Here is a 14724-nt window from a genome sequence, read left to right as displayed (position 1 = left end):
TTAATATGAACCATCAAATTCCAGAGAAGGTATTGAATGATGGCACTAAGGTGCCTGCCATTGGATTTGGAACTGCTGGGTTGAAGGGTGCAGATGGAGTAAAAGTGATAACCAGCGCGATTGATGCGGGTTACCGTCTGATTGACACAGCTTTTAACTATGAAAATGAGGGCGCTGTTGGGAAATCTGTCCAGCAGAGTTCAGTACCGAGAGAAGAATTGTTGATTTGCTCCAAACTTCCAGGTCGTCGACATGCGTATCAGGAAGCTATTGTCACGATCGAAGAGTCACTATATAGAGGCGGTTTGGACTATTATGATCTGTACTTGATCCATTGGCCGAATCCCAAAATCGATCGGTATGTTGAAGCCTGGCAGGCATTGATTGAGGCGAAGAAGCGGGGCTATATTCGTTCGATCGGAGTCTGCAATTTCCTGCCTGAGCATACTGAACGATTGATTCGGGAAACAGGTATCGCGCCGAGCATCAATCAGGTTGAACTGCATCCATTATTTAATCAGGAGCATCAGCGTACCAAAGATGCTGAACAGGGCATTGTGACGGAATCGTGGAGCCCTTTGGGTCGCGGTCACAGCATGATGGAGAACGAGGAGATTGGGAAAATTGCCGCTGCTCATGGCAAAACCGCGACACAAGCGATTTTACGTTGGCATATTCAACTGGGAGCGATCCCAATTCCTAAGGCTTCTTCTATAAAACATCAGACGGAAAATCTGGACATTTTTGATTTTGAGTTGTCACCAGAGGAAATGAACGTGATTTCAGCGCTTAGCAGGGAAGATGGACGGCTATGGGACCAGGACCCCAATTCCTATGAAGAACTGTAATCTACAACAATGAATTCGAAGGGTTCAAAAATCTGTAGAGGGTTTTTGAACCCTTTGCTTTTTAGTAATAGTGGAAAGGATGCGATAAGTCTGGATATAGCTATGATGAATGATGAACATTTTTAACCGGATATGATGTATGATATGGGGGGAATGCAGTCTTTTTGAAGGAGGGCATCATGGGGATTTTATCAAGGTTTAGGGATATTATGAAGGTGAATATCAGCGCCTTATTGGATAAGGCGAGCGATCCGGAGAAGACCATTGATGATTATATGCGGAACTTGAACAGTGATCTGGGCAAGGTGAAAGCGGAAACGGCCTCGGTACTAGCTGATGAGAAAAGAGCGAAAAGAGCACTGGATGAATGTAGAGCTGAGATCAAAAAGCTCCAGCATTATGCAAGTAAGTCTGTGGAAGCTGGCAATGAAGATGAGGCTCGAAAGTTTCTGGAACGTAAAATCTTGCAGGCAGAGAAACTGGAATCGTTACAGACCTCTTATGAATTAGCTTCGGCAAACGCCGTACATATGAAACAAATGCAGGAGAAATTGGTGTCCGATATAGGGCGTCTGGAAGTGCGGCGTGCCGAACTTAAAGGGAAGCTGGCGATCGCCAAAGCACAGCAAACCTTGAATGCTATGGGCGACCATGATTCTGGCTTTGAGGCCTTGGAAGAGAAGGCAAACAAGGCATATGATGAAGCGATGGCGATAGCTGAACTCCGGGGAGAGACGAAGGACGACCTGGATGCGTTATTCATGCAATATGAGAAGAGTACCAATGCAGAAGATGAGCTGGCTGCAATCAAGCAGAAAATCAATTCCAAAGAATCATAATAGTTTCTACATGAAGAGGTGAGCAGATGCCGGTTATCGAATACAAATGCCCCAACTGCGGCAGCGGCATGGTCTTTGACAGTGAGACAGGAATGTTATCTTGCCATAGCTGCGGAAGAGAGGACAACATCGATACGATTCCTGATCCTCTGACCAATCGTGTTTTTTCAGAAGATGAGGCCCATGAGTATCATTGTAATAACTGTGGAGCAGTAATTATGACCGAAGTGGAGACGAGTGCAACGGTGTGCAGCTTTTGTGGTTCTGCCGTGGTACTGGGTGATCGACTGACCGGGAAGCTGGCTCCGGCGCAGGTTATTCCTTTTTCGATCAGCAAGGAAGAAGCCATAGCTGCGTTCAAAAAATGGTGCAAGAATGGCCGACTGACACCGAACCGATTTATGATAGCCGATCGAATCAAGGGAATAACCGGTATGTATGTCCCCTTCTGGTTATATGAATTACATAATCAAATTGAGGTTCAAGGTGAAGGTAACCAAGTGAGAACCTATACGAGCGGAGATTACGAATATACAGAAACGAAGCATTTTGATGTATATCGGAAAATCCGTTTGAATTACGTGAAGGTTCCGATTGATGCTGCGGAGAAAATGAATGACGAGCTGATGGATAAATTGGAGCCTTTTCCTTATGATCAGCTCAAACCTTTTAAAACGCCATATTTAGCGGGCTATATTGCGGAAAAGTATAGTTATAACGAAGAGGAGCTTTTCCCGCGCGTGAAAGACAAAGTGAAGGAATATATTGATGCTTATATTCAGTCCACGGTGTCAGAGTATACGTCTGTGAGTTACACGGAAAAGCAAATTGATACTACATTAAAACAAGCGGATTATGTCCTGCTCCCAGTATGGGTCATCCACTATGACTACAATCAATTGGAGCATACGTTTGCGATGAACGGTCAGACGGGCAAAGTAGTTGGTAAGCCTCCGATTAGCAAGTTCAAAGTGACAGCTTGGTTTGCAGGCATTTTCGGCATAACTCTCTTTTCATTAAGGTTCATAACTTGGCTAATAATGGGGGGAGAATTCTATTGAAAAAATATAGAGTGATTGTGGCTGTGTTGTTGTTCTTTGCTGTTTTTCTAGCGGTTCCTATGGAAATGAAGGGCGAAGCAGCAACGACAGAGATGAAGCCATTGATTTTTGACGAGGCAGGTCTACTTAATCAGGAAGAGTATGATGTGTTGAACTCTATGGCTAATCAATACGGAGCTGAAAGAGAGACAGACATTATTATTTATACGACCAACAATCCCGACAATATGGATGTTATGAAAATGACACAGGATTTTTATGATGATCATGGTCCGGGTTATGACAGGGCTCATGGAAATGCAGTCATTTTAACGATGGATATGAGGAATAGAGAGGTGTACTTGGCCGGATTTTATAAGGCAGAACGGTATCTGGATGACGACAGGCTTACTAAAATCCGCCATGAAATTACCCCGGATCTGACGAATGGCAACTATGGACTTGCCTTTCAAAAGTATATTCTCGGCGCGCACAAATATTTGGCTATCCGCCCAGGGGTGAATCCGGACAGTATATTTTTCAAAGGCTGGCTTCACTTGGCGATTGCGCTGGGATTGGCGTCTATTATTGTAGGTAAGATGATTTCGAGTTCCGGCGGTCGGGTTACGGTAAATCGGCAGACCTACGAGGATGCAAGCACGTCAGGGGTTCTTGCACATCAAGATCTGTACACTCACACCACGACAACGAAGCGGAAGATTGAAAAGAGCAGTAGCAGCAGCTCATCAGGCGGAGGGGGTGGAACCACCAGCGGCGGTCACTCGCATAGCGGCAGCAGAGGATCATTTTAACGGAAGGGATGGATACAGCACATGGGATTCTTCAGAAATCAATTTGCAAATGTAGTAGAATGGGAAGAATTTAGGGATGATATGATTTTTTGGAAATGGAGCAATCGTGAAATTAAAAAAGGCAGTAAATTAATCATCCGCTCCGGTCAGGACGCGATTTTTGTTAATAACGGCAAGATCGAGGGTATCTTTGAGAATGAAGGGTCATATAACATGGACTCGGATATTATTCCATTTCTATCGACATTAAAAGGGTTCAAGTTCGGTTTTAACAGCGGCATGCGGGTGGAGGTCTTGTTCGTTAATACGAAGGAGTTTACGGTCAAATGGGGAACACAAAATCCGGTTTTGATTCCGACCCCCCAATTGCCAGGCGGGATGCCGATTCGGGCCAACGGTACGTTTAATTTTAAAGTAAACGATTATGTTACGCTTATTGATAAGATTGCCGGGGTAAAGGACAGTTATCTTGTAGAGGACGTTAAAATACGCATTACTTCGGTGTTGGATCAGTTATTGATGAAGTGGATCAGCAGAGAAGGCAAGGACATGTTTAATCTACAGGCAAATGCTTCTGATATTTCGAAGGGCATTCAAGAAGACCTGGATATGCAAGTGATGGACAACGGTATGACGATTACAGGCTTTCATGTGATGAGCTTCAATTATCCTCAAGAAATTCAGGATATGATTACGAAGACGGCTTCTCATGAAATGATCGGTAATCTGCAAAAGTACCAACAAGTGACGATGACTGACGGTATGGCATCGGGGAATGTAAAAGGCGGCGGTGCTGCGTCGGATATGGCGAGTATGATGATGGGCATGAATATAGCCAATGAAATGATGAAAAATTTGAACCCAAGTCAACAGCCTCAGGCTGAGACTCAGCCTGCACCCGATGCCCCCACTCCTTCTGGCGACGGTAAAAGGCCAAATTTTTGTCCGAATTGTGGTACAAAAAACGAGGGAGCTAACTTTTGTCCGAATTGTGGACATAAATTGAACGGATAGTTTTGTAAACCAAACAGCAGTTGTTGCAGAGTATTCTCTGTGATAACTGCTTTTTTATTGTAGTTTGTTCAAGCATTTTCTTTATAAATCTGATTTATTGGATTGAAAAAAGTACACAGGATAAGGTACTATAGCTATATAATACGCATTTATATTAACTAATTAGGTATTACATTAATAAACTATAGGTATAGGAGCCACAAAGATGACCAAATTCCAAGATCAAATCATTGCGCGGTACAAGTTTGATGATGCAGAGAACGTCGGCAAGGATAGCTCCGGACAAGGTAATGACGGGATTGCTTCAGGCACAGCAGCACCTACGATCTCCCATGCTACCGGAAGAGCGGCTTTGGCACTTGAGGGAGGACCCAACGGAACATCTTATATTCAGCTCCCTTCTGATCTGTTCAAAGATGTAAGCGATAACACCGGTGTTACAGTGACGGCTTGGGTAAACTTCGGCAGATTCACGGATATGTGGGAACGTGTTTTTGACTTTGGTAAAGCGCATACTGGGCCTTATATGTTTATGACACGGAATCTGCGCGGAACTCTTTTCACTGAGGTGGATTTGTCCGTAGACCCAGGAAGAGGCTTTGTCAGGGATGAGTGGATGCACATCGCCCTGTCTGTCATCGGCACAAAAGGCGGTACATTAAGCAGTGCGGGTCCAGTGGTATATGTCAATGGTGAAGTGGCAGCGGACGGCTCCATCAGCCAAACCTCCAGTGGTAACTATGCCAAGCTGCGCAAATGGTTCGAAACATTTGCAGATACGACCAACTATAGTAACAATTTTATCGGTCGTTCCCAACATGCAGCCGATGTAGACTTTGCTGGCTCGGTTTCGGACTTCCGAATTTATAAAGCAGGTTTGACGGCGGATGAAATTATTGAGGTCATGTGCGATTCATTGACAGATGAAGAGATCGTGAAGCTTGCCCGCGATAAGTATTTGTCATTCCCGACGACAATTATAACCAAAGACATATCCCTGCCAACGGTTCTGATGGGTGGAAGAGTAGAAGTGACCTGGAAATCCAGCCAGCCTAGCATACTCTCTGACCATGGGCAGGTTCAGGCGATTACCTCCGCACAGGGGGTCACCGTTACGGCTCTCTTGACCAGAGGTTCAAGCAGGATTGAAGAAAGCTTTGAAGTATCCGTTCTTCCAGAACAGTTGCCTCCATACACGCTGACCATTCATGGGAATAAAGAAGTTGTGGATGTCAGCGAAGTGATGTACGGCTTGTTCTACGAAGATATCAATAACGCGGCAGATGGTGGGATATATGCAGAACTTGTACAAAATCGCTCCTTCGAATCCTTTGAGTTTGATACGTATTCCCATGCTTCTGGTGAATGCGGCTGCTCTACAGGACGGAACCGCAATCCATTGTTCGCCTGGTCTGGTGATACGGACAAGATGGCTCCACAACATAGCGGTGGATTAAATGAGTTTTTGGGCGCAAAAGACAAGGATGTGAACTCTTATTACGTAACAGTAGCGGATGGGGCAACGATTCGAAACAAAGGCTTTTCCGATTCTAACCAGAATTGTGCCATGTCCATCCAGGAGGGTGCCAAGTATGAGTTTACCATCTGGGCAAAGGCCGAATCTGCGGGTACAATCACACTGCAACTGCAAGACTCGAAGGAAAAGGCCATCAGTGATTCGGTAACCGTACAGGTGGAAGGTGGCAACACGTGGAAAAAGTACGGCGTCGATTCCAAGCTGGTGCTGACAGGTACAGCTACGGTTCTGGGACAGCTGGCGCTTACATTTGAAGGCGACATTTCCATTGATATGGTTTCCTTATTCCCACAAGATGTATGGGGGGCGGGAGAGGAAGAGCAATCCTCATCGGCACACGCCAACTATCAGGGTAATCCGAACTACCGATTGAGAAAAGATCTGGTGAACGCACTGGTCGGCATGCATCCGAAGTTTTTGCGTTTTCCAGGGGGATGTATTTCCGAAGGATCATTTATATGGGAAAACGTATATGACTGGAAGGAATCCATTGGGGATATCGAGCTGCGCAAGGAAAACTTTAATGTATGGGGCTATATGATGACCATGGGTCTTGGTTATATGGAATACTTCCAGTTGGCAGAAGACCTCAATGCAGCTCCGCTTCCAGTTATGGCCTGTGGTGTGCTCTGCCAAGCCCGCTCGGATTATGCTCATCCGGCTGGCGGCGCATTAAGAGAATACTATATCAAGAATTTTACGGATCTGATCGACTTTGCGATCAGCGTTGATTTTGAACACAATGAATGGGCCGCCATGCGTAAAAAAATGGGCCATGAAGCACCGTTCGATCTGCGTTATCTGGGCGTGGGGAACGAAAACTGGGGCACAGAGTTCTTCGCCAACTTTGAAGTGTTCAAGACATCGATTGATGAGTACATGGAGAAAAACTACCCAGGATATGAGCTGCACATCATCTCCACGGTTGGCGCTCAAGCAGACGACGATGCCTATCAACAGGGCTGGAAGTTCCTGAGCGGTAATATGAAGGGCTCTGCCAAGGTTGCTTTTGCGGACGGTAACCAGGTGACGGAAGAAACTGTAACCTGGTATGAGAAGCAAAAAGACTATATGGACACCATTGCCGATGAGCACTATTACCGTTCTAATGAGTATCTGTTGAATAATGTGGACCGCTATAATTATTACTATAGAGCTTATAACGCTGATGGCAGTGTCAACTGGAAAGAAACGTCGAAGGTGTTTGTTGGGGAGTATGCCTCAACAGATAAAAATACATTGGCAGGCGCAGTCGCAGAAGCAGCAGTGATGACGGGCTTCGAAAATAATGCTGATGTCGTCCGGTTGGCTGCCTATGCGCCGCTGTTTAACAAAGTCCTGACGGACGGAACGTACAGATGGACACCGGATTGTATCTGGTTCGATGACGAAACTGTATGGTTTACACCAAACTATTATGTGCAGCAAATGTATGCCCAATATTTGGGTAATAAAGTATTGGCCACTTCGTTCTCTACTTACAAAAACGGCCAGCCAATTGACCTCATTCCTCAGGGTGGAATTGAGATCGCGACAGGTAACGCCGAGGTTGTGGTTAAGCGTGTGACTGTTACTTCGAATAAGGACGGCAGTGTGCTGCTGGATCAAGATTTTACCAAGGCATTGAATTCAGCCTGGAAGGTTATTCCTGGTTCCGTGGGATATACGGTGGAGGAAGGCAAGGGGCTTGTCCTCAAAGCCCAAGATAGCGGTCTGAACGGCCTGTACATCTTGAACGACAGCTGGAACAACTATAAGGTAGAGGTCGTTGCTTCCCGCATTTCCGGCACGGACGGTTTTTATGTGGGTGCAGGTCTCACGGATATTACCGCTGAGAAAAAGAACGTCATCGAATACGCGGTTGGCTATGGCGGCAATGCTACCGGCGTGAAGGTTTACAAGCAAGGCATAGAAGGCTATACCATGGGTGACTACTCTTCCAGTACAGCTGCGGGCAACTTGAGAGCAGCCAGCTATGAAGAACTGGCCGATAATACCGACTACACCATCACGGTGAACTATGGGGGAGAAACGGGCAGCAACCTGATTTGCTCCTACACGGACGGCAAGACAACCAGCAAAGTGCTGGATTACAAGCTGGAGGCTTATAACAGAGACGTGTTTCATTCGGTGACCCGAGATGCTGAACATGTATATGTGAAGCTTGTGAATGCCGACAACGTAGATAAGGCAACGCAGCTGAATCTACAAGATTTGAATGTTGAGTCCAGCGCCAAGCTGATTACACTAACCGGCGATTCCTCGCTTGTTCATGTACCTAACGTGAATAAGAAAAATGATGAAAAGGTAGTGCTTACCGAACAGCAGGTCACACTTCATACAGATTCTGTCCTCTTACAATTACCGGCTAATTCGGTAAATGTACTGGTACTGGATCTTAAAGCGTAGGGTACGAGATAGTTAGGGTAAGGATGTTGGAACCTTTTCTCGCTTAAAAACAAAAAGGGGTGTCCCAAGAGCCGTTTTATGGCTTTTAGGACACCCCTTTTTTCTATGGATCAAGTCAGAACGTTGTTGTCTCGATTTCCCTGACGGGCATTACTTCGTGCTTCTGTTTACCAATTCACGCGGATTGGTGCCATCGTCTATCGTTAGCGGGGTAGGAGCACCTGTAGCAATTCGTTCCCAAGGTACCATTTTAAAGTTCTGATTTAACTTCTTGCCGTTTTGGAGATTTTCGTCATCTTGTGCAACGAAGATACCATGAGGGAAATTCTTGCCTAATCCATAGCCAAGAACATCAATACCGTCTGTTACAGACGTACCATCTACGGTAGGGCTGTCGCCGATCGTGAAGTTGCTAATATAGGCATTGTCACCTTGTCGTTCATAGATCGCATAGCTGCTGTTGCCTTGACTGGAGGCCATCAGGTACCCCTTGCCGTCCTTGCCATAATACAATGTGAGTCCCTCTATGTCATCGTGAAGTCTGCGTCCATCTGCAATATCAACACGTTGCAGCGGCTTGGATGAACCGTCTGGCTCGGCGCTATATTTCCAAATGGCGTAATCCTCTTCAGCAATGTACAGCGTACCATATTCATCATCGGCGACCATGCCCTCGGATTGCGTAGCCAGCTTAAACTGGCGGACAAGCTTGCCGGCAATTTTGCCGTTTCCGTTGTCAGTCAACTCATATTGCTCGAATTCGCCCTCTTTGCCCAAAACGAGTGCGTAAAACTTATCTGTCTTGAGGCTATGGTACAAACTGAATCCATATACTTCTTTCATGGTTGCTTTAATAGGTTTATCAACCACGTTGGTTAATGTTCCTGATTCACCGTCAATGGCAAAGATATCGATCGTGTTATTGGTACGATTGGTTGCGCCTGCGATATCAATTTTTTTACCGCCCAATGTGAAACCGTAACGAAGATCCACGTTGTTCATTTTTCCGACTTTCATGTTTTGCAGTTGCTTGCCATCCAGGTCATAGACTAAAATTCCGCCGCCTTTATTGGTAGCTAAAATTCTGCTCTTCTCCGGATCAACCGGATTGAGCCAGATGGCAGGGTCGTCAGCTGCATCTTCTCCATCCTCCACGGCTTCTGTTTCGACAGAGGGGGTCACTTTATAGGTGGGAACTGCGTCTTTAGGATCTGCATATTTGCTATTTTCTGCTTCAAGCGCAGTAATCACTTTTGTAGGAAGATATACATTTCCATTGATTATTTTAATTTCACGGTCTGCTTTTCCGGTTTGGCCGGCTAGACGATATTGCTTCTCACCGACTGTAAAAGTTCCCACAATGCCATTTTTCAGCTTGACCAACACTGAATGGTCATCACTATCCCATGTAATAGTTGCCCCCAATTTATCTGCTTGTGTTCGTAGTGGTGCATACCCAGACGGTTGAGTGTCTGCCGCATGGATCAGGTCTGGTGATACCAGAATTCCTGTTAACATGGTTAATAATGCTAGTTTAGTTGACTTCATATGTATGCCCCTTTTCTGATGTAAAAATGATATAACCGACTCAGTATAAAGCGACAATATCAAAAGAATACAATCGAAATGTAAAAGAAATGTAAAAGAGACGTAAACATTCAATTGGTGGCTGGTTTCCAGTATTGCTGTCTGTAATTTTTCGGCGACATTCCGAATCTTTCCTTGAAGCACTTTGAAAAATAGCTGGCTTGGGAGAATCCTGTTTCCTCCGTAATTTGTTGGATGGACCAGTCGGTTTGCAGCAAAAGACTGCGTCCCTGATCCAGACGGTAGTCCATTAAATACTCAAGTGGTGTGCGCTGAAAGGTGGCCTTCATGCATCTAGCAAGATAATTTTGATGTACGTGAAAATGCGCCTCCAGGTCTTTATTAGTAATCGCATTTCTGTAGTTTTGTTTTAAGAAAATTTCGATCTGTTCAGCTAACTTGGAGGAACTGCTTTTATAATTCTCATCATATTCCAAACTCTGAAAAATATTCACAAATGTTTGTTGAGTCTCCCATAGAGCCAGCTTTCGGGTTTTTAGAGTAGAGGCTAGTAAGTAGTCCAATTTGGAGAACAGCTCATGGGGATTAATTAATTTCTGATATTTGGGTAGATGGATGGTGGTATGTTCTGAGTGAAAATGCAGTTCAGGAATGGGGGTGCTAGGGATAATAAAATTCGGCGAGGATTGGGCACACCACATACTGTTGGTTTGAAAATGAAACCAGTAAAAGGAGGTTTGTTCTGTACATGCCTCTATGGGGAAATGGTGCTTGTCCGGCTCAAGAATGAGAGCATGATTTTCAGTTATCTTCCACGATTCATCTTCCTCACCGATGTGCAGTAGTCCTTCTTTAATGATAATTACGTCAAAATAACCCAAGTTATAGCGATTCGGATGCCAGTCTCCTTTTTGATATGTAGTAAAATTCCCCTCTATGAAATAGGGCAATGGAGGGACAAGGAAAGATAGAAAGTCTGTTTTGCTCATAGAAGTCAGCTCCTTTGTGTGTGAAATCGTATAAGTTTTAGTTAAAGATCGCGATTTTTTTTATAAATTCAGGTTGATAAAATAAGGACTGTAGCAAGGGGCGCTCAGGTTAGCCTGTTCGATATTATCATTACTTTATCCTTATTTTTTCAAAAATGAAAGCGTTCTATTTCCAGGAAGGGATGTTTATTCAATGAAAACGGCAAAGCCAGTGAAGCATGTCATCGTCGATGATTCATTTTGGAAAAAGTATAAGCAGGTTGTGGCGGAAGAGGTCATTCCTTATCAGTGGAAAGCACTAAATGATGAATTACCAGATACAGAACCCAGTCATGCGATTGAGAACTTTAGAATTGCGGCCGGTGAATCCAGTGGGGAGTATTATGGAACCGTTTTCCAAGACAGTGATCTTGCCAAATGGCTGGAGACGGTCGCTTTTAGCTTAAGGGATCATCCAAATTCTGCGCTTGAAAAGCGGGCCGATGAAGTTATTGAACTGTTGGGAAGGGCTCAAGCTGAGGATGGGTATCTGAATACGTATTATCTGCTCAAGGAACCCGATAATCGCTGGACGAACCTAAGAGATAATCATGAGCTGTATTGTGCCGGGCACTTTATAGAAGCGGCTGTTGCTTATTATGAAACGACAGGTAAGACGAAATTTCTTCACATTATGGAGAAATACGTAGACCTGATTCAGCAGACTTTTGGTACAGAAGAAGGGAAACGGAAAGGCTATCCGGGCCATGAAGAAATTGAGCTGGCCTTGATCAAATTATACGACGTAACGGCTAAGGATCAATATCTTAAATTAGCGCAATATTTTATCGAACAGCGGGGACAGCATCCAATTTATTTTGTGGAGGAGCAAGAAAAGAGAAAGCATATTCAAACAGAGCCCACCTGGAATGATGATAACAACATTAATTTTGGCCTTGGCTTTGAATATCAGCAGGCACACCAACCTGTGCGGGAGCAAAAAGAGGCCGTCGGCCATGCGGTAAGAGCAGTGTATTTGTATATTGCGATGGCGGATCTGGCCGCAAAAACGGGAGATGCTTCCCTTTTACAAGCCTGTGAAACGCTGTGGGATGATGTCACGAACCACAAAATGTACATTACCGCCGGAATCGGATCTACGGTGAATGCGGAAGCATTCACCTGCCATCATGATCTTCCCAATGACAGCATGTACTGCGAAACCTGTGCCTCTGTAGGGCTGGCTTTCTGGGCTAACCGTATGCTGCGCTTAGCGCCGGACCGGAAATATGGTGATGTCCTGGAGCGTGCGTTATACAACGGAACGATCAGCGGAATGGATCTGGATGGGAAACGGTTTTTCTACGTAAATCCGCTGGAAGTCAATCCTTTTCAAAAATCGAGAAAAGATCAGGAACATGTAAAAACAGAGCGGCAAAAATGGTTCTTCTGTGCCTGCTGTCCACCCAATTTGGCGCGAATGATTGCATCGGTGGAGGACAATATGTACACCCAGACCGAGGACACATTGTATACGCATCTGTATATTGCCAGCAAGGTGAACATGAATTTATCTGGCCAAGACGTTGAAATTAGACAAACTCATCATTATCCGTGGGATGCGGATCTCGCTCTTTCGATCCATGTAGCAGAGCCAACTACATTTAAATGGGCACTGCGAATCCCAGGGTGGTGCAAGCAGGCAGAGGTCAAGGTGAATGGGGAAGTTATAGCGCTAGACCAGCTTGAAAAGGGCTATGTCGAGATTCAGTGCACTTGGAAGGACGGCGATGTGGTCACTTTGCATTTGGCTATGCCGGTCGAGCGCATTCGGAGCAACCCGCTTGTCTCCATGAACCAGCAGCAAATTGCTCTCCAACGCGGTCCAGTCGTGTACTGTCTGGAAGAAGCGGATAATGGGGCGAACCTGGCAGGGCTAAGATTACCAAAGGATAGTCCTATTACAGAAGAGTTTAGCGAAAATCTGCTAGGTGGCATTGTAAAGCTGACCATAGAGGGACATCGGGTAAAAAGTTCGAATGCATTATACAGCTCCGAGCCCCTTGAACTTGTTCCTCAACAAATTACCGCTATTCCTTACTACGCCTGGTGTAATCGGGCCAAAGGGGAAATGCGTGTATGGGTTTATGAATCATAATTCATTCGCATGAGGAGAGGAAAGATCATGAGTACGAGAATTGTGAGTACGGAACCACCTGAAAAAGCAACCAGTACCGTTCCTTTTCATCGTAAAATCAGCTATTCATTAACGGATACGGCTGGCAATCTACTATACTGTGTCATCTCCAGCTATCTGTTATATTTTTATACAGATGTATTCGGTCTTTCTATCGGGATTGCCGGAACATTACTATTTATCACCCGTTTTATTGATGCCATTGATGCCCCGATCTGGGGCATCCTGATTGACCGGACCAGGTCCAAATATGGTCAGAGCAGACCTTATTTTCTATGGCTAGCTGTTCCGTTTGCCGTGTTCATGGTCCTTACGTTTACGACACCCAATTGGAGTGAATCGGGGAAAATTGCATACGCGGCTATCACTTATATCATAGCGGGTATCCTGTATACGGGAATCAGTACGCCGATTACGTCTATTCTGCCTAACCTGAGCACCAATTCCAATGAACGTGTGGTCTTGAACTCTTTCCGTATGGTCGGGGGAAACGTGGGCTTCTTCATCGCCACGACGTTCACATTACCCCTCGTAGCCTTCTTTGGACAGGGAAATGATCAAAAAGGCTTTTCCTTAACGCTCGTTTTATTTGGAATCATGGCGATTATTATGTTTTTCATAGCGTTTGGCGATTTGCGTGAAAATGCGGCAGTGAAAACGAAATCTGTCCCGATTGCTAAAAGCTTTACAGCTATCAAGCGAAACTGGCCCTGGATGCTCGTTGTAGCTGCTAACCTGTGTTACTGGATCGGCTTGAATATTCGTTCTGCCACGCTCATTTTTTATCTGCAATACAATCTGGATAGTAAGGACTTGGTGCCTTTAATCAATGGATTGACCTCTTTGCAATTGATCTCGATGGTTCTGATTCCGTTTTTCGCCAGAAAATTAAGTAAAAATACGATCATGATTATCGGATTGATATTAGCTGCACTAGGTCAAGTCGTGATTTTAATGGGAAGTACAAACTTAACCCTTATTATTGCTGGTTGGATCATAGGTGCCTTAGGATCAGGCTTTGCGTGCTCGATGCCATTTGCAATGTTGTCCGATACAGTAGATTACGGGGAATGGAAAAATGGAATTCGGGCAAGTGGATTCCTGACTTCTATTGGAAGCGCATTCTGTATTAAAGCGGGGAGCGGAATTGGCGGATTATTGCCAGCATGGGTTATGGGTAGCACAGGCTATATTGCTGGAAAGGTTCAGACCCCGACTGCTTTGTCTGGCATTCAGTTCAGCTTTATCTGGCTACCGTTTATCGTCTTCTTAATCGGAATCATTCCTATGTTTTTCTATAAGAAATTCGAGAAGAATGAAGCTTCTATTCAACAAGATTTAATTGCGGGAAGATCATAATCATTCTTATAACAAGAGGTTAATAACGTTTCATAGCATGGTCATACTGCTTAAAAACCTGTTCATTAAGCTGAGCAGGTTTTTTCGGTTTTTTCTATTCAAATGTGAGCAAAACCATTGACAGGATTTTCTTTTAGAGTGATACTTCTATGT

10 protein-coding genes are annotated in these 14724 nt (G+C 44.8%); 8 read left to right on the top strand and 2 right to left on the bottom strand.

The window, feature by feature from the left end:
* Positions 1–5: 5 nt before the first annotated feature.
* The 6 genes from G7035_RS07320 (at position 6) to G7035_RS07295 (ending at position 8499) form a co-directional block, all read left to right on the top strand.
* Positions 6–848: an aldo/keto reductase gene (locus G7035_RS07320; protein ID WP_019685807.1), complete on the top strand. Its 843-nt coding sequence runs from the start codon at positions 6–8 to the stop codon at positions 846–848.
* 179 nt (positions 849–1027) lie between these two features.
* Entirely contained in the window at positions 1028–1687 is a 660-nt protein-coding gene (locus tag G7035_RS07315) for a PspA/IM30 family protein (protein WP_019685808.1), read from the top strand.
* Between the two features lie 26 nt (positions 1688–1713).
* Positions 1714–2748 (top strand): TFIIB-type zinc ribbon-containing protein, encoded by a 1035-nt coding sequence (locus G7035_RS07310; RefSeq protein WP_016820145.1) that lies wholly within the window; start codon positions 1714–1716, stop codon positions 2746–2748.
* A complete protein-coding gene (locus G7035_RS07305; protein WP_019685809.1) occupies positions 2745–3539 on the top strand; it encodes a TPM domain-containing protein in 795 nt (264 codons plus the stop codon). The genes G7035_RS07310 and G7035_RS07305 overlap by 4 nt, the downstream gene beginning before the upstream one ends.
* A gap of 21 nt (positions 3540–3560) precedes the next feature.
* Entirely contained in the window at positions 3561–4553 is a 993-nt protein-coding gene (locus G7035_RS07300; RefSeq protein ID WP_016820147.1) for an SPFH domain-containing protein, read from the top strand.
* A gap of 205 nt (positions 4554–4758) precedes the next feature.
* Positions 4759–8499, top strand: coding sequence for an alpha-L-arabinofuranosidase C-terminal domain-containing protein (locus tag G7035_RS07295; protein ID WP_019685810.1), 3741 nt, complete (start codon positions 4759–4761; stop codon positions 8497–8499).
* A gap of 150 nt (positions 8500–8649) precedes the next feature.
* On the opposite strand, the gene G7035_RS07290 is transcribed toward G7035_RS07295, so the two are convergent.
* Both G7035_RS07290 and G7035_RS07285 read right to left on the bottom strand, forming a co-directional pair.
* Entirely contained in the window at positions 8650–10047 is a 1398-nt protein-coding gene (locus tag G7035_RS07290; RefSeq protein WP_019685811.1) for a phytase, read from the bottom strand.
* Positions 10048–10157: 110 nt separating this feature from the next.
* Positions 10158–11036, bottom strand: a complete 879-nt coding sequence (locus G7035_RS07285; protein ID WP_016820150.1) for a helix-turn-helix transcriptional regulator — start codon at positions 11034–11036, stop codon at positions 10158–10160.
* 193 nt (positions 11037–11229) lie between these two features.
* Between G7035_RS07285 and G7035_RS07280 the strand changes: the two genes are divergently transcribed.
* Positions 11230–13173, top strand: coding sequence for a glycoside hydrolase family 127 protein (locus G7035_RS07280; RefSeq protein WP_182096006.1), 1944 nt, complete (start codon positions 11230–11232; stop codon positions 13171–13173).
* A 27-nt stretch (positions 13174–13200) separates the two neighbouring features.
* Complete coding sequence (locus G7035_RS07275; protein WP_019685812.1) at positions 13201–14571, top strand: glycoside-pentoside-hexuronide (GPH):cation symporter; 1371 nt, start codon at positions 13201–13203, stop codon at positions 14569–14571.
* Positions 14572–14724 lie beyond the last annotated feature (153 nt).

Source organism: Paenibacillus polymyxa, from assembly GCF_015710975.1.
GTDB lineage: Bacteria > Bacillota > Bacilli > Paenibacillales > Paenibacillaceae > Paenibacillus > Paenibacillus polymyxa.
Note: the sequence above shows the minus strand (reverse complement) of the source record. Positions and strands in the feature narration are given on the sequence as shown.